The 19,644-nt window shown below is 46.2% G+C and carries 18 protein-coding genes; all 18 read left to right on the top strand.

What is annotated here, in order from left to right; translation table 11 throughout:
• Positions 1-66 precede the first annotated feature (66 nt).
• The 18 genes from B0681_RS04830 to B0681_RS04915 all read left to right on the top strand — a co-directional run bounded on the left by B0681_RS04830 (position 67) and on the right by B0681_RS04915 (position 19,637).
• On the top strand, positions 67-846 hold the full coding sequence (locus tag B0681_RS04830) for a DUF305 domain-containing protein (protein WP_078317619.1): 780 nt from the start codon (positions 67-69) through the stop codon (positions 844-846).
• Between the two features lie 239 nt (positions 847-1,085).
• On the top strand, positions 1,086-1,304 hold the full coding sequence (locus tag B0681_RS04835) for a heavy-metal-associated domain-containing protein (protein ID WP_078317620.1): 219 nt from the start codon (positions 1,086-1,088) through the stop codon (positions 1,302-1,304).
• 173 nt (positions 1,305-1,477) lie between these two features.
• Positions 1,478-2,077, top strand: a complete 600-nt coding sequence (gene ndhC / locus B0681_RS04840; protein WP_078317621.1) for an NADH-quinone oxidoreductase subunit A — start codon at positions 1,478-1,480, stop codon at positions 2,075-2,077.
• A 144-nt stretch (positions 2,078-2,221) separates the two neighbouring features.
• Entirely contained in the window at positions 2,222-2,893 is a 672-nt protein-coding gene (locus B0681_RS04845) for a NuoB/complex I 20 kDa subunit family protein (RefSeq protein WP_078317622.1), read from the top strand.
• 81 nt (positions 2,894-2,974) lie between these two features.
• Complete coding sequence (gene nuoC / locus B0681_RS04850) at positions 2,975-4,729, top strand: NADH-quinone oxidoreductase subunit C/D (protein WP_078317623.1); 1,755 nt, start codon at positions 2,975-2,977, stop codon at positions 4,727-4,729.
• Positions 4,730-4,757: 28 nt separating this feature from the next.
• Entirely contained in the window at positions 4,758-5,354 is a 597-nt protein-coding gene (locus B0681_RS04855) for a hypothetical protein (RefSeq protein ID WP_143821222.1), read from the top strand.
• Positions 5,354-5,986: a hypothetical protein gene (locus tag B0681_RS04860; protein WP_078317625.1), complete on the top strand. Its 633-nt coding sequence runs from the start codon at positions 5,354-5,356 to the stop codon at positions 5,984-5,986. The genes B0681_RS04855 and B0681_RS04860 overlap by 1 nt, the downstream gene beginning before the upstream one ends.
• Before the next feature lie 88 nt (positions 5,987-6,074).
• A complete protein-coding gene (nuoE, locus tag B0681_RS04865) occupies positions 6,075-6,584 on the top strand; it encodes an NADH-quinone oxidoreductase subunit NuoE (protein ID WP_078317626.1) in 510 nt (169 codons plus the stop codon).
• Positions 6,581-8,008 carry a complex I 51 kDa subunit family protein gene (locus B0681_RS04870; RefSeq protein WP_078317627.1) on the top strand — a complete coding sequence of 476 codons (1,428 nt, stop codon included), beginning with the start codon at positions 6,581-6,583 and terminating at the stop codon, positions 8,006-8,008. The genes nuoE and B0681_RS04870 overlap by 4 nt, the downstream gene beginning before the upstream one ends.
• The gene (nuoG, locus tag B0681_RS04875) at positions 8,008-11,061 is read left to right on the top strand and encodes an NADH-quinone oxidoreductase subunit NuoG (protein WP_078317628.1); all 3,054 of its coding nucleotides are present in this window, start codon (positions 8,008-8,010) and stop codon (positions 11,059-11,061) included. Before B0681_RS04870 ends, nuoG begins: the two co-directional genes overlap by 1 nt.
• Positions 11,062-11,084: 23 nt before the next feature.
• Positions 11,085-12,092, top strand: a complete 1,008-nt coding sequence (gene nuoH / locus B0681_RS04880; protein WP_407661968.1) for an NADH-quinone oxidoreductase subunit NuoH — start codon at positions 11,085-11,087, stop codon at positions 12,090-12,092.
• A 13-nt stretch (positions 12,093-12,105) separates the two neighbouring features.
• Complete coding sequence (nuoI, locus tag B0681_RS04885; protein WP_078317630.1) at positions 12,106-12,654, top strand: NADH-quinone oxidoreductase subunit NuoI; 549 nt, start codon at positions 12,106-12,108, stop codon at positions 12,652-12,654.
• Complete coding sequence (nuoJ, locus tag B0681_RS04890; protein WP_078317631.1) at positions 12,651-13,292, top strand: NADH-quinone oxidoreductase subunit J; 642 nt, start codon at positions 12,651-12,653, stop codon at positions 13,290-13,292. Before nuoI ends, nuoJ begins: the two co-directional genes overlap by 4 nt.
• Positions 13,293-13,324: 32 nt before the next feature.
• On the top strand, positions 13,325-13,663 hold the full coding sequence (gene nuoK / locus B0681_RS04895) for an NADH-quinone oxidoreductase subunit NuoK (RefSeq protein WP_407661969.1): 339 nt from the start codon (positions 13,325-13,327) through the stop codon (positions 13,661-13,663).
• 3 nt (positions 13,664-13,666) lie between these two features.
• Complete coding sequence (nuoL, locus tag B0681_RS04900; protein WP_078317632.1) at positions 13,667-15,538, top strand: NADH-quinone oxidoreductase subunit L; 1,872 nt, start codon at positions 13,667-13,669, stop codon at positions 15,536-15,538.
• 1 nt (position 15,539) lies between these two features.
• Positions 15,540-17,255: an NADH-quinone oxidoreductase subunit M gene (nuoM, locus tag B0681_RS04905; protein ID WP_078317633.1), complete on the top strand. Its 1,716-nt coding sequence runs from the start codon at positions 15,540-15,542 to the stop codon at positions 17,253-17,255.
• A gap of 2 nt (positions 17,256-17,257) precedes the next feature.
• Entirely contained in the window at positions 17,258-18,736 is a 1,479-nt protein-coding gene (locus tag B0681_RS04910; RefSeq protein WP_078317634.1) for an NADH-quinone oxidoreductase subunit N, read from the top strand.
• Between the two features lie 97 nt (positions 18,737-18,833).
• Positions 18,834-19,637 (top strand): ferredoxin--NADP reductase, encoded by an 804-nt coding sequence (locus B0681_RS04915; protein WP_078317635.1) that lies wholly within the window; start codon positions 18,834-18,836, stop codon positions 19,635-19,637.
• Positions 19,638-19,644: the final 7 nt, after the last annotated feature.

A 19,644-nucleotide genomic window follows, 5' to 3' on the forward strand; every position in this document is an offset into this window, starting at 1 on the left:
CAATGCTTTTATCATTGCCTTGATGACCGCAGACACTGGCGGCTAATCAAGGTGGGATAGACACATATGCAAAACCATCACACTCATGCCTATGATAATCGCACGCAGCACATAAGAGTCGCTGGATGCCAAAAGCATCGTAGCGCTAACAGCTGTGATACTGCCTTGGCTGTCAACACAGCCGCCAAAAAAACCGCCTCAATTAAGCTACTTGGTGTGCTGGTGGTTGGCTTATTATCGATGCTGCTTTTGACGGCTTGTACCCAAAAAGAAGAAAGCACCCATCTAAAAGCTGCGCAATCTGAGGTGGGTGCAGCCAATGGCCATAGCCAAAAATATCTGGATATTATCACGGATCTAAAAAAATCCTCCGCCCAAGTCGATGGCGATATGGATATCAATCAGCAGTTTATTCAGGCGATGCGCAACCATCAGCAGGCAGCGGTGATGATGGCTTATATTGAGTTAAAACACGGCAAAGATGCCGATGCGCGGAGCATTGCCCAGCGCAGTATTGATATTCAACAGGCACAGATGAGCTGGATGGATCAATGGCTGTCCTTTTATGTGCCCAAAGACAGCGTGCAGAGCGCCGATCAATTTGTACTATCCAAACCAAGCAGCCAGCATTTTCAAAGTATGACCAAAGCCGCCCAACAAAGCTCGCCTGATCAAGCGTTCATACTGCTCATGCAGCTGCATCAAAGCCAAATGCTGGCGATGATCAAGCAGGCTGATGTGTTGGCATTGGATGCTGAGGTTCAGGCTTTGGCAGAGGATATTTATGATACCCAAAGCGCGCAGATTCAGCAGATGGAGGCTTGGTTAAATAAGCATCAACATTAACCAATTAAGCATCGCCAATCAGTCATCGTCTAGGCAATGGCTGATAATAGATAACCAAACCTGAGCAAAAAGTGACGCTCGGGTTTTTATTTTATTAAAACTGGTGATGATGGCGTGCTATAATGAGAGCTGATGATGATATCAAATAGCGATATCAACTATATAGTAATTTGATGCGATGGCGATTCTTGGTTAGGACTCCCATCGCCATAATCTAAAATAAGTTCAAGGAATAAGATATGCAAAACGCTCACATTCAAATCGATGGCATGACTTGCACAGGCTGCACAGCCAGCGTCCAAAAAGCCCTACAAGCACAAACAGGTGTCAGCAGCATCTCGATAAGTCTAGAAGATGGCGTGGCCAGCGTCGGCTATGATGAGGCATTGGTGAATCAGCAGCAGTTATTGGATGCCATTGAAGCGGCAGGCTTTGATGCGACGCTGACATCACTTTAAGCTGTTTGCGCCGCTTAATTGATGCTTGATGGCTTTACAGCATTTATAAAAATGATGCCATAACAATTTGAAATAATTTGTGGGCAGAAATTCTTTGCCAAAATGATGTATTTTTGTAAAGTATGCTATAATACCGCCATTTTATAAGATTATACCAATCACAAGAGGTGATTATGTTAGCCAATTGGTCAGCGATTGCATTTTTGCTAGCCGCCGCAGGGCTTGTGGTGTTTATGTTGGTTGTGCCACGACTATTAGGTGGTCGTTCTTCGGGTTCTCAAAAACAAGAAATATTTGAAGCAGGCGTGGTGTCAGCAGGTTCGGCACGCATCCGTCTATCTGCCAAGTTCTATTTGGTTGCAATTTTCTTTGTTATTTTCGATTTAGAAGCATTATTCTTATACGCATATGCAGTGAGCGTGCGTGAAGTCAACTGGCTTGGTTTTACCGCAGCTGCCATCTTCATTGCTATTTTATTTGTTGGTCTGGTCTATGAAATGCGTCTGGGCGCGATGAACTGGGCACCAGCGGATAAACGCAAGAAAAAACCACGCATCCTATCTCGCCCCGAAAACTTTGACTTGGCTGCCATCACGGCATTTAATGGCATTGATGAGCTGCACACCGACCCAACAGGCAAGGTGCCGGCACAGTCATCTGGTCGCATCAATGTCTCTAACGACATCGAAAAAAACCGTGCACATATGGCGAACATTGACCATATCAACACGACAGGGCGTGTCACCACACGCGATTTTCGTCAAGATGACTAAATACAAAAACGTTACGGCTTAGGCTGTGGCGTTTTTACCTTATGCAAAAGCATCATCGCATTGCAAAGGAATGCAAAACGCTTAAGCCAGATTTAATCCAGCAATTCGTCTATTCTAAACAAACAAAAATAAAAGTGTACCGCTATGAAATACACACTAACCCGTGCCAATCAATCGGCAGATCAATACCCAAAACAATCACGAGAGTTGATTGATGACATCACCCAAGCTGAGATTGATAAGAATGTCTTTATGGCAAAATTATCAGATCTGACGCACGCTGCTGCTAACTGGGGTCGCAAAAACTCACTTTGGCCGTTCAACTTCGGTACCAGCTGCTGCTATGTCGAATATGCCACCACTTTGACAGGTGTGCATGACTTATCACGCTTTGGTGCTGAAGTCATCCGTGCATCACCTCGTCAGGCGGATGTGATGATCGTGGCAGGGACTTGTTTTGTCAAGATGGCGCCAGTTATCTTGCGTCTGTATGAACAGATGCTAGAGCCAAAGTGGGTCATCTCAATGGGGGCTTGTGCCAACTCAGGCGGTATGTATGATATCTATTCAGTCGTACAAGGTGTGGATAAAATCCTACCTGTCGATGTCTATATCCCAGGCTGTCCACCACGCCCAGAAGCGGTCATCCAAGCGTTGATGCTACTTCAAAACTCCATCACGCACGAACGCCGTCCGCTTGGTATTCACTTGGATGAGCAGGGCATTATCCAGCCTGTAATGACACCAGAGCGTGACCGCAAAAATGCAGATCGTATTGCGACGGTCAATTTGCGTAGCCAAGATGATGCTTGGTAATCTTATTTAAAAATATTAGAATTTTTAAAATTAAATTTGAATCATATCGCATAATGATATGAGCGAATAAGGAAAATAACAATGAGCATCATTGACAACGCATCAACCCATGCGGTTTTTGATGAATTAAATGCCAAGCATCAAGGTCAATACACGGTACAGACTACCGCTGATGGTATCCCAACGATTTGGGTTGGCACCGAACATGTGCTGGATGTACTATTGACCCTGCGTACTTTGCCAAAGCCCTATGTGATGTTGGTGGATTTATCCGCCATTGATGAGCGTTTGCGTACGCATCGACATGGCTTGCCTGCCAGTGATTTTACGGTGTTTTATCATCTGATGAGTCTTGAGCGTAATAGCGATATTCGTGTCAAGGTTGCCCTAAAAGAAGGTCAAAGCACCCCAAGCGCCACCAAGATTTACCCAAATGCCAACTGGTATGAGCGTGAAGTCTATGATATGTTTGGCATCATCTTTGATGGCCATCCGCATCTGACTCGTATCCTACTGCCAAAATACTGGGAAGGTCATCCGCTGCGTAAAGAATATCACGCTCGCGCGACTGAGTTTACGCCTTATTTTCTAAACACCGCTAAGCAACAATTTGAGCAAGAAAACCTGCGTTTTGTGCCTGAAGAGTGGGGTATGAAGCGTAGTGGTCGTGATGAGGACTTTATGTTCCTAAACATCGGCCCGAACCACCCATCGGCGCACGGTGCATTTCGCCTAGTGCTACAGCTGGATGGTGAAGAGATCATCGACTGTATCCCTGACATCGGCTATCACCATCGTGGTGCTGAGAAGATGGCAGAGCGTCAGACTTGGCATTCGTTCATCCCTTATACCGACCGTATCGACTATCTGGGCGGTGTGATGAATGAGTTGCCGTATATCATGGCAGTCGAAAAATTGGCAGGCATCACTGTGCCTGAGCGTGCCCAGACCATCCGTGTGATGATGAGTGAGTTTTTCCGCATTACTAATAACCTGTTGTACTGGGGTACATTTATCCAAGACGCCGGCGGTATGACGCCAATCTTTTATATGTTTGCCGACCGCCAAAAGGCCTATGATGTCATCGAAGCCGTGACAGGCTATCGTATGCACCCTGCATGGTTCCGTATCGGTGGTACAGCACATGATTTGCCAAATGGCTGGCAAAAACTGGTGCGAGATTTTCTTGACTGGATGCCAAAGCGTATCGATGAATATGTCAAAGCCACGATGACCAACACCGTGCTAAAAGGCCGCACCCAAGCAGTCGCCCAATATGATGCCAAGCAGGCGTTGGCGTGGGGTGTGACGGGTGCAGGTCTGCGTGCAACAGGTATTGACTTTGACCTGCGTAAGGCTCGTCCGTATATGGGCTATGAGAACTTCGACTTTGAAGTGCCAGTATTCTACAACGGCGATGCTTATGACAGATGCTTGGTGAAAATCGAAGAAATCCGCCAATCACTACGCATCATCGAGCAGTGCTTGAACAATATGCCAAGCGGTGCTTATAAGGCCGAGCATCCGTTGGCTGTACCGCCACCAAAAGACCGCACGCTCCAAGACATCGAAACCTTGATTAACCACTTCGTCTCTGTGTCATGGGGTCCTGTGATGCCAGCTGGCGAAAGCTGTGCGATGGTCGAAGGTGTTAAGGGTCTAAACAGCTACTATGTGACATCAGATAACTCAACCATGAGTTATCGCACGCGTATCCGTACGCCGACTTTTGCACACTTACAACAGATGCCAAGCGTGATTAATGGCTCATTGGTATCGGATGCGATTATTTATTTGGCAAGTATTGACATCGTCATGGCTGACTGTGATCGTTAGATTGTTAAAGTATTTGGAGTAAAAAAAGGTGTTTTCTTTTGGCTTGGGGCGCATGACTATACGTGATCAGGTGAGTAAACATCTTATAGACATGTATGGCTATGAATCATTAAAGTTGTTGTCATTTGAAGTTGTGTCTATTTCTTTTGATTGGTATAGATTGCTTTCAGATGAGAAGCTGTTTTATGATAATCTCAAAAAATGGCTTCAGGATTCTAATATGATTCATGATGTAGAAAAGGAAAAAGAAACAACCGGTATTGGTGTATATAAAAGAGGTGTAAAAGAGTATGATCGTACTATTCATACAACTTACCATGCCGGAGTGATACATCTGCATGAATCTTTTGAGTCAGGAGGCGGAACTTATAGTGTAAGTATCACACACTCTAAACATTTGGATGAAAACTTAGCAAGAAAAAACCCTAAATATTTACAGATACCTGACTTGCTACGTATGGTGTATGGTATGAAAAGAAAATATCCAGCCAGCTACAAAATGGCTAATATTACATTGGAATTGTCGCTAAGAGATGATGTTAGTATGTCTGATAATTATAATTACGAGCTTCTTGGAAGAGTGGTAAGTACAATGCTTAGATATAGAAAATTCAAGTATTTCTGATGGTAAATAATTTTATAATAGCCCATCTGTACGAAATCGAGGAAGAATTAAATATCTTTGAAGATAACTTTGATGAAAGGCTGTTGGAGAGTTTTAAGAATATTGAAAAACAGGCCAAAGAAAGCAGGTTGGGCTATCTGCAGAAAAGAAATAGTGCATTCTGCCCAGATTGTGATGATGAAGCGACAATTGAAGAAAATGCGTTTTTTCATCAGGTTAATTTTGTAAATCTGCACGAGGATTTTAAGAATGATTTTATAAACATATCTGCTGTTTGGTTGTATCATATTTTTGAAAGAAGGTTTAAGCAAGTGTTTAATTGTCGGAACGATAATTACAGGATGAATGATATTTTGTCTAAGTTCAACCTGGTGAGCTCGAATTATGAATTTGAAAAATGTACAAATATTTGCACTATCAATTATGAATTGCGATTGGTAGCAAATGCAATTAAACATGGTAAAGGCAGATCCTTTGATCAATTGGTGAGAAAATACCCAAATATGGTGGTTGATAATAAATTGATTTCTTTGGCTGATGCAAAAATTCAAGTTGGAGAAGATGATATCCATCGATATATCCTAGCAATGCGAGCGTTTTGGAGGCAAGTGTTAGAAAGCTCATATGGTTAAAATGTGACAGTATTAATATTATCTTCTATCTTAAAGGATTGGTTTATTTACTAAACTAATGAATAATTAAATTGCAGTAAGGGTTTCTATGAAAATTGTAACTGATAAAACCCCCAAAGTGGATGTGGCATCCATTTTGACCAGTGCTGAGATTGCAGGCATTGATGAGTATATTCATCACTACCCACAAGCTCGTGCTGCGGTGCTTGATGCCCTAAAATTGGTTCAAAAGCGAAACGGCTGGGTTGATGATGCTCAAGTCGCTGCCATTGCCAATATGCTAGACATTGCCACCACGGATGTGGAAGGTGTGGCGACATTTTTTAACCGCATTTATCGCAGTCCTGTGGGTCGCCATGTGATTTTGATTTGTGATTCGATTGCGTGTTATTTGACAGGTTATGAAGCTTTGGCGGACGCATTCAAGCGTGAGCTTGGCATTGAATTTGGTCAGACGACAGCGGATGGTCGCTTTACACTATTGCCAATTTGCTGTTTGGGTAACTGTGACAAAGGCCCAAGCGTGCTAATCGATGAAGATACTTATGGCCCTGTACTACCAAGTGAAGTATCGATGTTGCTGGAGCAATACGCATGAAAACCGTAGCAGAACAAATACAAGCTCGCCAAAATGGACTAGCGCCAAGCCAGCTCAATAATCAGCGTGTGCCGATTTATGGTGTGGGCTTGGCAGAAGGTGAAGCGCCAACAAGCCTTACCCATCCTTTGACTTGGCGACTGTTTCACCAAGATGCGGTGCTAAAGCTTGCTGATTATTTGGCACTCAAAGGCTTTGAAGGGCTAAAAATCGCCTTATCAAAAACTCCAAAAGAAGTCGGTGAGATGATTAAGACTGCCAATGTGCGTGGTCGTGGGGGTGCAGGCTTTAACGCAGGTCTAAAATGGACCTTTATGACACCACCGGATGGGGGCGTGCGTTACCTGATTTGTAATGCCGACGAGATGGAGCCGGGTACTTTCAAAGACCGCCTATTGATGGAGCGTCTGCCATTCCAGTTGATTGAAGGGATGTTGATTACTGCTTATGCCATCGGTGCAAGTGTCGGTTATATCTTTATTCGTGGTGAATACATTTTGGCTGCCGAGCGTCTAGAAGCTGCCATCAAAGAGCTGCACGAAGCAGGGCTGATGGGTGATGGCATCATGGGTACGGCGTTCAACTTTGATTTGCACGTACATACTGGTGCAGGTCGCTATATCTGTGGTGAAGAGACGGCATTGATTAACTGCCTAGAAGGTCGCCGTGCCAACCCACGCACCAAGCCACCGTTCCCACAAGTCTCAGGCGCATGGGGTCGCCCGACTGTGGTGAATAATGTTGAGACATTGAACAATATGTCAGCCATTATGCTAAATGGCGTTGAGTGGTATCTAGATTTGCCTAAGAAAAAAGGCAAATCAGAAACGCCTGGTACCAAAATCATGGGCTGCTCAGGTCGTGTCAAGGATGCAGGTCTGTGGGAAGTGCCATTTGGCTATACCGCTCGTGAGCTGATTGAGCTGGCTGGTGGCATGCAGGACGGACTTAAGCTAAAAGCTTGGCTACCAGGTGGTGCAAGTACCGACTTTTTGACCGCAAGCGATGAGCATCTGGACTTGGTGATGGACTTTGATCCGATCATGAAAGCGGGTAGTCGTCTGGGTACTTGCCTAATGATGGTCGTCGATGAAACTCAAGATATGGTGAGCCTATCCAAGAACCTACAGCAATTTTTCCAAAGAGAAAGCTGTGGTTGGTGTACGCCATGCCGTGATGGTCTGCCTTGGGGTGTCAAGATGCTTGATGCGATTGACAATGGACAAGGTAAGCCTGAAGACATCGAAAAACTGTCTGAATTAACCCGTGATTTATGGATTGGTAAGACATTTTGTGCACACGCACCTGGGGCGATGGAGCCTTTGATGAGTGCTTTGAAATATTTCCGCCATGAATTTGACAATAAAATCAATTCATCTGCCGACGATACAGCCGAGCAATCAGCACAACAAGGGGGTGTGTGATGGCAGTTATTCATATTGATGGTAAAACTGTCGAAGTTGATAGTGCCGATAACTTATTACAAGCCTGTTTGTCGCTTGGTATCGATATCCCGTATTTTTGTTATCATCCAGCATTAGGTTCAGTGGGTTCATGCCGTCAGTGTGCGGTCAAACAGTACAACAATGCTGAAGATTATGAAGCAGGTCGTGGCAGACTTGTGATGAGCTGTATGGTGGCTCCAACCAATGATATGTATATCTCGGTTGATGACGAAGAAGCCAAAGGGTTTCGTAAGCGTATCGTTGAATATCTGATGACCAACCATCCGCATGATTGTCCGACTTGTGAAGAGGGCGGTCATTGCCATCTACAAGACATGACTTATATGTCAGGTCATCGCCAAAGACGCTATCGCTTCACCAAGCGTACGCACCACAATCAAGATTTGGGCCCGTTCATCAATCATGAGATGAACCGCTGTATCGCTTGCTACCGCTGTGTGCGTTTTTATAAAGACTATGCTGGTGGCGAAGACATGGGCGTCTATGCGTCAAATAACCGTGTGTATTTCGGTCGTGAAGCAGATGGTCAGTTTGAGAGCGAATTTAGCGGTAACCTAACCGAAGTCTGCCCAACAGGTGTATTCACTGACGCAACCCACTCAGACCGCTACAACCGTAAATGGGATATGCAGTACGCACCGAGCATCTGTCATGGCTGCTCTACAGGCTGCAACATCTCAGCAGGTGAGCGTTATGGTGAAATTCGCCGTATCGAAAACCGCTATAACCATGATGTCAATGGCTATTTCCTATGTGACCGTGGTCGTTTTGGTTATGGCTATGTCAATCGTGCCGACCGTCCAGTACGCCCGTATGCCAATGGTGCATCAGGCAAAGTATTGATGGATGCCAACCAAGCATTAGATAGTGCAATTGAGCTTTTAAAAGGCAAAAAAACCATCGGTATCGGTACTGATGCGACCAGCCTAGAAAACAACTACGCGCTCAAAAAACTGGTCGGAGCGGATAATTATAGTACAGGTCAATCGATGGCAACCAAAGCTTTGGTGGATAAATCGGTTGAAATCCTGCGTAATGACAGCGTATATAATGTCTCACTCACTCAAATTGAACAGGCTGATGCGGTGTTCGTCCTAGGTGAAGATATCACTCAGACAGCAGCTCGTGTCGCACTGTCAGTCCGCCAAGCTGCCAAAAATGAAGCCAAAAAAATGGCGACTGCATTACGCACTGATCATTGGCTGGCTGAGCCTGTCAAGCGTATCGGTCAATCGGCTTATAGTCCAATTTATGTGGTGGATGTGGTTGATACCAAGCTTGATGACATCGCCAAAGTCTCAGCAGTGGCAAGTATCGAAGAGATCGCCCGCCTTGGCTATCTGGTCGGTGAAGTGATTGAAAGTTTTGATACACATCTTGAGAATCTGGCTAAGCCTGCACTCAATGCCGATGCTGATATGCTGGATTTGGCTTATCAAATCGCTGTGGATTTGGTCAGTGCCAATCAGCCACTTGTGGTATCAGGCACATCACTGGCATCTGCTCAAGTTATCGAAGCGGCAGGCTATATCGCTCAGGCATTAAGCAATAAACGCCGTGCCATCAAGTCTGTCAATGATGCTGAAGTCGCTGCTTATCAAGCGCTCGAAGATGCAGCACAAACTGTGCCTGAGCAAGATCCACAGCTGGCTGCCAAGCCTGAACATGACGGCACAGGTACGGATAAAGAAGTGCAAGCTCAACTTGTGCGTACACCTAAGCCAAAAGCACTCGATGCTAAGTTTGCCACCATGGCAGGTATCTATCTATGCCTACCATCGGCGAACAGTGCTGGCATAAGCTTACTTAGCGGTCAGTCAATCGAAGAAGTGTTGGCAAACGACTTTGATGCGGTGGTGGTGCTAGAAAACGACCTAAGCCAGCTAAGCAGTATCAATGTGCTGGATAAGATTGATGGCAAAACTGTGATTGTCATTGACCATCAACACTATGCTTGGCATGATAAGGCGGATTTGGTGCTGTCAGCATCAAGCTTTGCTGAAAGTGATGGTACGCTTGTGTCGTCAGAAGGTCGTGCACAGCGTTTCTTCCAAGCTTATGACAAAAAATACTACGACCCAACCAGTGACATCAAAGATGCATGGCGTTGGCTATACGCTTTGGCACATGATGCAGGACAAGTGGCATCTGCAGCACACCTAGATGAAGTGATTGCTGATATCGTGGCGGATTATCCACAGCTGACTGGTATCAAAGATGCTGCCCCTGAAGCGGACTATCGTATCACTGGCCTAAAAATCGCTCGTGAACCACGCCGTTATTCAGGTCGTACTGCGATGCGCGCACCGCTGTCTATCCATGAACCGATGCAGCCAAAAGATGTGGATACTGCACTGACTTTCTCAATGGAAGGCTATGTCGGTAACCAAACCAATCCTGCCAGTATTCCATTTGCTTGGGCGGCAGGCTGGAACTCACCACAAGCTTGGAATAAATACCAAGACAAAGTTGGTGGCAAGCTCAAAGGTGGTGATGTTGGTGTGCGTCTGTTTGACAGCTTACCACGATTGGATGTGGTTTATGCGTCAAATCGCAGCATGGTACAAGACCCTGCCAGCACCAGCGTATTCAATGGTGTGGTACGCTTAGTGCCTGTGCATAACTTGTTTGGCTCAAGCCCAATGGCATCAAGAAGTCCAGTGGTGGCAAGCCAAAACCAAGACATCGGCTGGTACATGACCCAAGAAGATGCCGATCATTGGCAAGTGCGTGAAGGGGATTTGCTATCCATTCAAAGCGCCCAAGGTGAAATCGTCCTACCAGTAAAATTTGCCGAATTTATCCCTGATGGCTGCATCGGCTATGCAGCAGGACAAGTGCCACTGTCGCCAAAAGTCCCAACCACCATCAAGCGTGCTGATACGGTCGATCCAGTTTATCGTCCTGCTTATGCGGTGAGTTTGGATCATTTGCCAAGCCATCATCGTAATCCGCTGTTTAAGGTGAGTGATACACCAATCAAAGTCACACCATCTGTGGAGGCAGTGTAATGAGTACGCGTATTATTCCAGAAATGCCGACATTTTTGGCAAATATGATGAGCTTTGATGCTTGGTCGGTGCTATTCTTGGTGGTGCAAGCCTTAGTAATTTTCTTGGGGCTTGTGATTGTTGCTGCCTTGATGATTGTCTATGAACGCCGTATGCTGGCACTATGGCAAGACCGCTATGGCCCGAACCGTGTGGGCTGGCAAGGCTCGCTACAGCTTGTGGCGGATATGCTAAAAATCTTCTTCAAAGAAGACTGGACGCCAGAATTTGCCGACAAAAAAATCTTCACACTAGCACCTGCGATTGCAATGTTCACTGCATTGGCAAGCTTTGCCATCATTCCGCTTAGCCCAACTTTGGGTGCGGCAGATTGGAATATTGGCTTATTATTCTTCTTTGCGATGGCGGGCCTTGCTGTGTATGCGGTGATGTTTGGTGGCTGGGCATCGGCGAACAAATTCTCGCTTTTGGGTGGTCTGCGTTCATCAGCCCAAACCATCAGCTATGAAGTATTCCTAGGTCTATCATTGATGGGTGTGGTGGCAATGGCAGGTTCTTTTAATCTGCGTGACATCGTCGAAGCCCAAACGACTGTATGGAATGTCGTACCACAGTTTTTTGGCTTTTTGACCTTTGTCGTGGCAGGCGTGGCTGTGACGCACCGTCATCCATTTGACCAACCAGAAGCCGAGCAAGAACTTGCTGAAGGTTATCATGTGGAATATTCGGGCATGAAATTTGGTATGTTCTTCATCGGTGAATATGTCAATGTCGTGCTGATTTCAGCGCTCATGACCTGCTTGTTCTTTGGCGGCTGGTTGCCACCGTTTGGCATTGACATTCCATTCATTCCACCTGTGGTGTGGTTTATGCTAAAGACTTTGTTTTTTATGACCTTGTTTGTCCTAGCGCGTGGCTCGCTGATGCGTCCGCGTTATGATCAGGTGATGAACTTTGGCTGGAAAGTCTGCTTGCCTGTGACCTTGATTAACTTATTGGTGACTGCTGCAGTCATTCTGCTGGCACAATAAGGATGATGAAATTATGCTAACAACTCTAAAAAATACAGCAGTTGGTATCGCAAGTATCGTCCGCTCAATGTGGATGGTCAATAGCCATGCCTTGCGCCCTCGTGACACCATTTTGTACCCAGAGCAGCCTGTGCCAGTGCCACCACGCTTTCGTGGTTGCATTGTCCTGACCCGTGACCCTGATGGCGATGAGCGTTGTGTGGCGTGTAACCTTTGTGCGGTGGCGTGTCCTGTGGGCTGCATTAGCCTACAAAAAGCTGAACGGGAAGATGGTCGTTGGTATCCTGAATTTTTCCGTATCAACTTCTCTCGCTGTGTGTTCTGTGGTATGTGTGAAGAAGCGTGTCCGACGACAGCCATTCAGCTGACTCCAGATTTTGAAATCGGTGAATACAACCGCCAAAACCTAGTCTATGAAAAAGAGCACCTACTCATCTCAGGACCAGGTAAATATCCTGATTATAACTACTATCGTGTGACTGGCATGGCGACCGAAAATCAACCAAAAGGCTCGCACCAAAACGAAGCTGCACCGATTGATGTGCGGAGTTTATTACCATGATGACGATTTTATCCGATATTTTAAGCAATGCCAATTTGGTCGGCTTTTATGCCTTGGCAGCTGTGGCAGTGTTTGCCAGTTTTCGAGTGGTGACGCACGCCAATCCAGTGCACGCCATCTTATCGATGATTGTGTCATTGTTGGCAGTGGCAGGGATTTTCTTTATCTTGGGTGCGCCATTTGCAGGTGTGCTTGAGGTGATTGTCTATGCTGGTGCGATTTTGGTGTTATTTGTCTTTGTGATTATGATGCTAAATCTAGGCACGGATGTCAGCGAAGAAAAAACATGGCTGACCTCAAGTGCTTGGGCGACACCTGTTTGTTTGATGCTGATTATCGCAACTGTGCTTGTGGGTCTGATTCTAGCATCATCTGATGCCAATCAAATGCTTAATGACCAAACCATCGACGCCAAAGCGGTCGGCACAAGCTTATTTACGCAATATGTGCTACTGGTCGAAGTGGCGGCATTTTTGCTATTGGGTGCTTTGGTAGCGGCTTATCATCTGGGCAAAAAAGCACTTGACGATGAGAACTTTAGCCATTACCAAGATACAGAAGATGCAGCAAATGCACCAAACCATCAGCCTGATGGCCCGGTCTTTACTGATCATAACAAACGCCAAGGAGGTCTGTAATGGCGACAAATTTGCAGACAGCGGTCACTGACATGACAGTGCAAGTGGGGCAACAAGTGGCAAATTTGGGCATCCCATCATCACACGCACTGATTTTGGCAGCGATTTTATTTGCCATTGGTTTGGTGGGTGTGATGGCACGCCGCAATGTGCTTTTTATGCTGATGAGCCTTGAGATTATGATGAACTCGACTGCATTGGCATTTGTGGTTGCTGGCAATATGTGGGGCAGCCCAGATGGTCAAATCATGTTTATTTTTGTGCTGACATTGGCAGCAGCAGAAGCGGCGATTGGTTTGGCGATTTTGCTTCAGTTCTACCATCGATTCCGCAATCTTGATGTGAATCAAGCCAGTCGATTAAAGGGGTAAGACATGAGTATGCTAGCGTGGACTTTTATTTGCCCACTGATTGGTTTTTTGATCTTAGCAAGCTTGCGTGATCGCCTATCTGAAACAATGGCTACCATTGTTGGTGTGGGTAGTATGGCATTATCGGCAATCTTTGCCTTGATGACATCACTGGATTATTTCCAAAATTATAATGGACAAGCGGTGAATGTACCGCTATGGACCTGGCTAAAAGTGGGCGAGTTTGCCCCAGCTTTTGGCTTGCAGTTTGATGGTCTAACTTTGACCATGACCGCCATCATTACTGGTGTGGGCTTTTTGATTCATCTATTCGCTTCATGGTACATGAAGGGTGAAGATGGTTTTGCACGTTTTTTTAGCTACCTAAACCTATTCGTCGCCAGTATGCTACTACTAGTGCAGGGCGATAACCTGCTGTTACTATACCTAGGCTGGGAAGGCGTTGGTATCTGCTCATACCTATTGATTGGTTTTTATTATTCTGAGCGTGCCAATGGCCGTGCGGCGATTAAGGCATTCACCGTGACCCGTGTAGGCGATGTGTTTTTGGCGATTGGTTTATTCCTATTGTTCCGTGAGTTTGGCACCTTGACCATCTCTGAGATCATCACCAAAGCACCTGAAGTATTTAGTGTCAATAATCCTACGATGATTTTGACGACCATGATGCTAGTGGGCGGCGCTTGGGGTAAGTCAGCGCAGATTCCACTACACACATGGCTTGCTGATGCAATGGCGGGCCCGACGCCAGTCTCAGCATTGATTCACGCGGCGACGATGGTAACTGCTGGCGTGTATCTGATCGCTCGTATGCATCCATTATTTGTCCTAACACCTGAAGTACTACTATACTGGGTAGGTGGCGTTGGTGCTATCTCGATGCTTGTTGCAGGTTTTTGTGCTTTGGCACAAACGGACATCAAGCGTATCTTGGCTTACTCAACCATGAGTCAGCTTGGCTATATGTTTATCGCACTGGGTGTGGGTGCTTGGCAAGCGGCGATTTTCCACTTGATGACGCACGCATTCTTTAAGGCATTGCTATTCTTGGCATCAGGTGCGGTGATTTTGTCAGTGCATCACGAACAAAACATCTTTAAGATGGGTGGTTTGTATAAGAAAATCCCACTGGTCTTTGCTTGCTTTGTCGTCGGTGGTGGTGCCTTGGTGGCATTGCCTTGGGTGACTGTCGGTTTCTACTCAAAAGAAGCGATTCTTTGGGAGGCGTATGCAGGCGGTTATCAAACCCTATTCTGGGCAGGTGTCGTCGGTGCATTCTTGACATCGGTTTATACTTTCCGCTTGATTTGGATTACCTTCTTTGGCGAAGAAAAAACCCATGCACATAAGCTATCAGGCATCTCATATTGGCTGCCTTTGACTGTACTGCTTGTGCTATCAACGGGTGTGGGTGCACTGCTTGTACCACCTTTGACAGGTGTACTACCACTTGGCCCTGGTGCACTACTTGAGCAAGCAGGTGATGCTCATGCCAAGCATACGGCTGAATATATCGCTGTTGGCTTTATGGCGGCAGGGTTGCTACTGGCTGTGATTTTGTATGTATTTAACAAAGGTCGCCTGCTTGAATGCTTTAAAAAGACTGCCATCGGTGGTGCGATGTATCATTGGTGCTATCATGGCTTGGGCTTTGATGCATTGTATGACATCGTCTTTGTCAAGCCATTCTTGGCAATCGCCAAAGCACTACGCAATGACCCAGTGGATAAGCTGATTAATGTTTTCCCTGCATTGGCATCAGTGGGCAACAAATTGACTGCAAAAACCCAAACTGGTCTATTGCGTACACACGCGATCAGCTTTGGTTTTGGCTTGGTCATTCTTCTAATCTTGGCAATGATGATGGTGGTGTAAGATGGCATTAGAACAAAATTGGATACTGCCAGCATTGATTGCAATTCCGTTTATTGCAGGCTTATTGTGCTGGCTGATTGAGAAAGTGGATGATCGCTTGCCGCGATGGATTGCACTGATTGGCATGGCGATTACCTTTGGCCTGACTTTGGTACTATGGCAACAAGGCGGTATGAATACCTTGCTTGCAACCGAAGGGGCGGTCGATAAAAATAACCTACCTTGGGCGGCGCAGTTTATCCTGCCATGGATTCCAACTTTTGGCATCAAGTTTCATTTGGCGATGGATGGCCTGTCGCTACTGATGATTGCGTTGACAGCCTTTTTGGGTATCATGGCGGTTGGTTGTTCATGGGGTGAAATTCAGCGCCGTGTGGGCTTTTTCCACCTGAATCTACTATGGAGCTTGGGTGGTGTTATTGGTGTCTTTTTGGCAATTGACTTATTCTTATTCTTCTTCTTTTGGGAATTGATGCTATTGCCAATTTATTTTTTGATTGCGTTGTGGGGTCATAATGCCACAGGCGGTCGCACCAAAGAATATGCTGCCACCAAGTTCTTTATTTACACCCAAGCATCCGGCCTGATTATGCTGATTGGTATCTTGCTACTGGTCATCATTCATTTTAGCCAAACTGGGGTGCTAAGCTTTGATTATCATGATCTTTTGGGTCTAAATCTTGGCGGTTGGGAATACATTATCATGCTGTGCTTCTTTATCGGCTTTGCGGTGAAGTTGCCAATTTTCCCACTGCATGGCTGGCTACCTGAAGCACACGCCCAAGCACCGACCGCAGGTTCTGTGGACTTGGCAGGTATCTTGATCAAGACAGCGGCATTTGGTTTATTACGCTTTGTCTTGCCATTATTCCCAACGGCATCTGCTGAATTTGCACCGATTGCGATTGTACTTGGTATGATTGGCGTATTCTATGGTGCGTTCTTGGCATTTGCCCAAAGCGATGTCAAACGACTGCTTGCCTATACCAGTATCTCACACATGGGCTTTGTAGTGCTGGCGATTTATGCTGGTACTTTGGTATCGCTACAAGGCTTGATGGTGCAGATGATTGCACATGGCTTGTCTAGTGCAGCGCTATTTATCATGGCAGGTCAGCTGTATGAGCGTCTGCATACGCGTGATTTGACTTTGATGGGTGGTATGTGGGGTCAGTTCCGCTACTTTGCACCACTATTGATGTTCTTTAGTGCAGCCTTGCTGGGTATTCCAGGTACGGGCAACTTCATCGGTGAGATTTTGATTTTGCTTGGTGCGTTCAAATTGCATCCGATTGCAACTGTGCTTGCAACTGTTAGCCTAGTGCTTGCTGGTCTATATTCGCTGATCATGATTTATCAAGCGCTCTTTGGCAAAAATACTACCGCTACACTGGTCAAACAAAATGGCGGTAAGCTCAAAGACCTTGGCAAGCGAGAACTGCTACTGCTCGTGACTTTGGGTGTAGGTTTGGTATGGCTTGGTCTATATCCACAGCCAGTACTGGATAAATCACAAAGCTCAATGCAGTGGATCTCACAAGCTTATACCTATGATGTCAAAGCGAGTGCTACTGAGCATGGTGTACGCCTGATTGATGGTAATATGGGTGACTTTATGCAAGAGCACGCCAATCATCTGCATGGTGTCGGACATGATGCCAAGCATGAACACGGATACCATGGTTATCATGGTCACAACCACACACACGGAGAGTAATTATGGATCATATGATTTTCGCATCTGTTTCGTCATTACTGCCGATGGTTGTGGTGGCGCTAACAGCCTTGGTGGTGATGTTCGCCATCGCTATGAAACGCTCACATTTTTGGACGGCGACCATCAGTGTCGTCGGTCTGAACATTGCTTTACTTGCTTTATTGGCACAGGCGATGGGTCTGATGCCATCAGGCGGTACGCTGGGCGGACTGTTTATGTTTGATGGTTTTGCCAAATTTAATATGGGCGTGATTTTGATTGCGTCATTGGCGTGCTGTACACTGTCTTATGGCTATTTTGAGACACTCAAAGACAATAAAGATGAACTGTATCTGTTGATGCTGATTTCGACTTTGGGTGCGATGTTGATGACAGGTGCCGAGCATTTGGCGGCATTCTTTATGAGTCTTGAGCTGTTGTCTGTGCCAATGTATGGGATGCTTGCCTATACGTTCTTGCGTGCTCGTTCGCTTGAGGCGGGTCTAAAATACCTAGTACTATCGGCAGCAGCATCAGCGACGCTACTGATGGGTATGGCGCTGATTTTTGCTGATACAGGTACTTTGTACTTTGATGGTTTGGCTCGCGCCATGTATGCTAATGAAGTCAGTAGCCTATTTGCTGCTGGCGCAGTACTGATGGTCGTGTCTATTGCCTTTAAGCTGTCGGCAGCACCGTTTCATGCGTGGGTGTCTGATGTCTATGAGGGCGCACCATCACCCGTGGCGGCATTCTTGGCAAGTGTTAGTAAAGTTGCCATGATGGCATTGGCGCTCAGATTCTTAATCGGCAGCCATGTGGTCATCACGCCATTATCCGAGGTGATCTTAACAGTGATCATCGTGGCATCCATCGTGATTGGTAACTTACTTGCCATTCGTCAAGACAACCTTAAGCGTATGCTGGCATATTCATCGATTGCCCATATCGGCTATGCGCTGATTGCACTGCTTGCGGTGCAAGGTGGCGGCACAGGTTTGGTGAGTCTGTACATGGCGGTGTACGCACTGACATCGATCGGTGCCTTTGGGGTGATTGCCTTGATGTCTAGCCCATATCGTGAGCGTGGTCATACATCGATCAGTGGCGAGGCGGACGAGCTGAGATTTTATCAAGGTCTGTTCTGGCGTCGCCCTGTATTGACTGCAGTCTTGACTGTGATGCTATTGTCATTGGCAGGTATCCCATTGACCGCAGGCTTTATCACCAAATTCACCATCTTCTTTGCTGCCGTGCAGGGTATGCGGTTTTGGGCGGCTGGGATGATTATCCTTGGCAGCGCCATCGGCTTGTACTACTATCTGCGAGTACTGGTCAATCTATACCAAAAACCAAAAACCAACCTTGAATTTGATGCACACCAGCATTGGGGTGTCAAAGCGGGTGGTGTGATGGTGATGATTGTGACTGCTTTGGTCCTGATTTTTGGTGTCTTACCAGAGGGTATGATGCAATTGGCAGGACTTGCGGTGATTCGCTAATTACCAAGCTCTGATTCGAAACAAGCACCGTGATTGGTGCTTGTTTTGTTTGGATGGCTTTGGTATATTGTATTTTTTAAATAATGAATGACAACTTATGAGCGACGAAAAAGCCATCGCACTGACTGTGCTTTCAAAGACCGTTTGGTCAGATACTTTATTTAGCTTCACCACGACACGCCCTGAGGGTTTTCGCTTTGAGGCAGGGCAGTTTGTGCGACTGGGCGTAAACCCAAGTGAGCTTAGTGCCAATCAAGGCAAAAATGTGCCTGATGAGCGGATTTTTCGAGCATATTCGGTTGCATCATCGCCGTATGATGAGGTGCTTGAATTTTTCTCGGTGGTCGTGCCAGATGGGGCGTTTACTTCACAGCTTCAGCATCTACAAGCCAATGACACGCTATGGCTCAATCCCACGCCGTTTGGCTTTTTGACTTTATCTCGCTATCAAGAACCAGCACCCAAGACACTGTGGCTATTATCCACTGGGACAGGGCTTGCTCCGTTTCTATCTATGTTGCAGGATTTATATACTTGGGAAAATTACCAAAACATCATCTTGGTGTATAGTGCCCGCACAAGCCGTGAATTGGCTTACCAAGATAAAATCCGAGAACTTAGCGAGACTTTCGCTCTGATGAGCGAGCAGACGGTGAATTTTAAGTATATTCCCATTGTGACTCGTGAAGCGGTTGATGGCTGTTTGCAGGCTCGCATCCCGACGCTGATCGAACAAGGGGAGCTTGAACGACTGGCAGGTATTGCGTTGGATACTGATAGTCATGTGATGCTCTGCGGCAATCCTGCAATGGTTGATGACACCAAAGAAGCACTCAAAGCCAAGGGCTTGACGATGAATCGTCGTGGTGTGGGCAATATCGCTGTTGAGAATTATTGGTAAATGGATG

The sequence above is a fragment of the Moraxella porci DSM 25326 genome, assembly GCF_002014855.1.
Classification (GTDB): domain Bacteria; phylum Pseudomonadota; class Gammaproteobacteria; order Pseudomonadales; family Moraxellaceae; genus Moraxella; species Moraxella porci.

Bases quoted from the DNA above. Each gene is read 5' to 3' on its own strand.
- B0681_RS04830 (WP_078317619.1), top strand. From the start codon at position 67: ATGCAAAACCATCACACTCATGCCTATGATAATCGCACGCAGCACATA.
- B0681_RS04835 (WP_078317620.1), top strand. From the start codon at position 1,086: ATGCAAAACGCTCACATTCAAATCGATGGCATGACTTGCACAGGCTGC.
- ndhC (WP_078317621.1), top strand. From the start codon at position 1,478: ATGTTAGCCAATTGGTCAGCGATTGCATTTTTGCTAGCCGCCGCAGGG.
- B0681_RS04845 (WP_078317622.1), top strand. From the start codon at position 2,222: ATGAAATACACACTAACCCGTGCCAATCAATCGGCAGATCAATACCCA.
- nuoC (WP_078317623.1), top strand. From the start codon at position 2,975: ATGAGCATCATTGACAACGCATCAACCCATGCGGTTTTTGATGAATTA.
- B0681_RS04860 (WP_078317625.1), top strand. From the start codon at position 5,354: ATGGTAAATAATTTTATAATAGCCCATCTGTACGAAATCGAGGAAGAA.
- nuoE (WP_078317626.1), top strand. From the start codon at position 6,075: ATGAAAATTGTAACTGATAAAACCCCCAAAGTGGATGTGGCATCCATT.
- B0681_RS04870 (WP_078317627.1), top strand. From the start codon at position 6,581: ATGAAAACCGTAGCAGAACAAATACAAGCTCGCCAAAATGGACTAGCG.
- nuoG (WP_078317628.1), top strand. From the start codon at position 8,008: ATGGCAGTTATTCATATTGATGGTAAAACTGTCGAAGTTGATAGTGCC.
- nuoH (WP_407661968.1), top strand. From the start codon at position 11,085: ATGCCGACATTTTTGGCAAATATGATGAGCTTTGATGCTTGGTCGGTG.
- nuoI (WP_078317630.1), top strand. From the start codon at position 12,106: ATGCTAACAACTCTAAAAAATACAGCAGTTGGTATCGCAAGTATCGTC.
- nuoJ (WP_078317631.1), top strand. From the start codon at position 12,651: ATGATGACGATTTTATCCGATATTTTAAGCAATGCCAATTTGGTCGGC.
- nuoK (WP_407661969.1), top strand. From the start codon at position 13,325: ATGACAGTGCAAGTGGGGCAACAAGTGGCAAATTTGGGCATCCCATCA.
- nuoL (WP_078317632.1), top strand. From the start codon at position 13,667: ATGAGTATGCTAGCGTGGACTTTTATTTGCCCACTGATTGGTTTTTTG.
- nuoM (WP_078317633.1), top strand. From the start codon at position 15,540: ATGGCATTAGAACAAAATTGGATACTGCCAGCATTGATTGCAATTCCG.
- B0681_RS04910 (WP_078317634.1), top strand. From the start codon at position 17,258: ATGGATCATATGATTTTCGCATCTGTTTCGTCATTACTGCCGATGGTT.
- B0681_RS04915 (WP_078317635.1), top strand. From the start codon at position 18,834: ATGAGCGACGAAAAAGCCATCGCACTGACTGTGCTTTCAAAGACCGTT.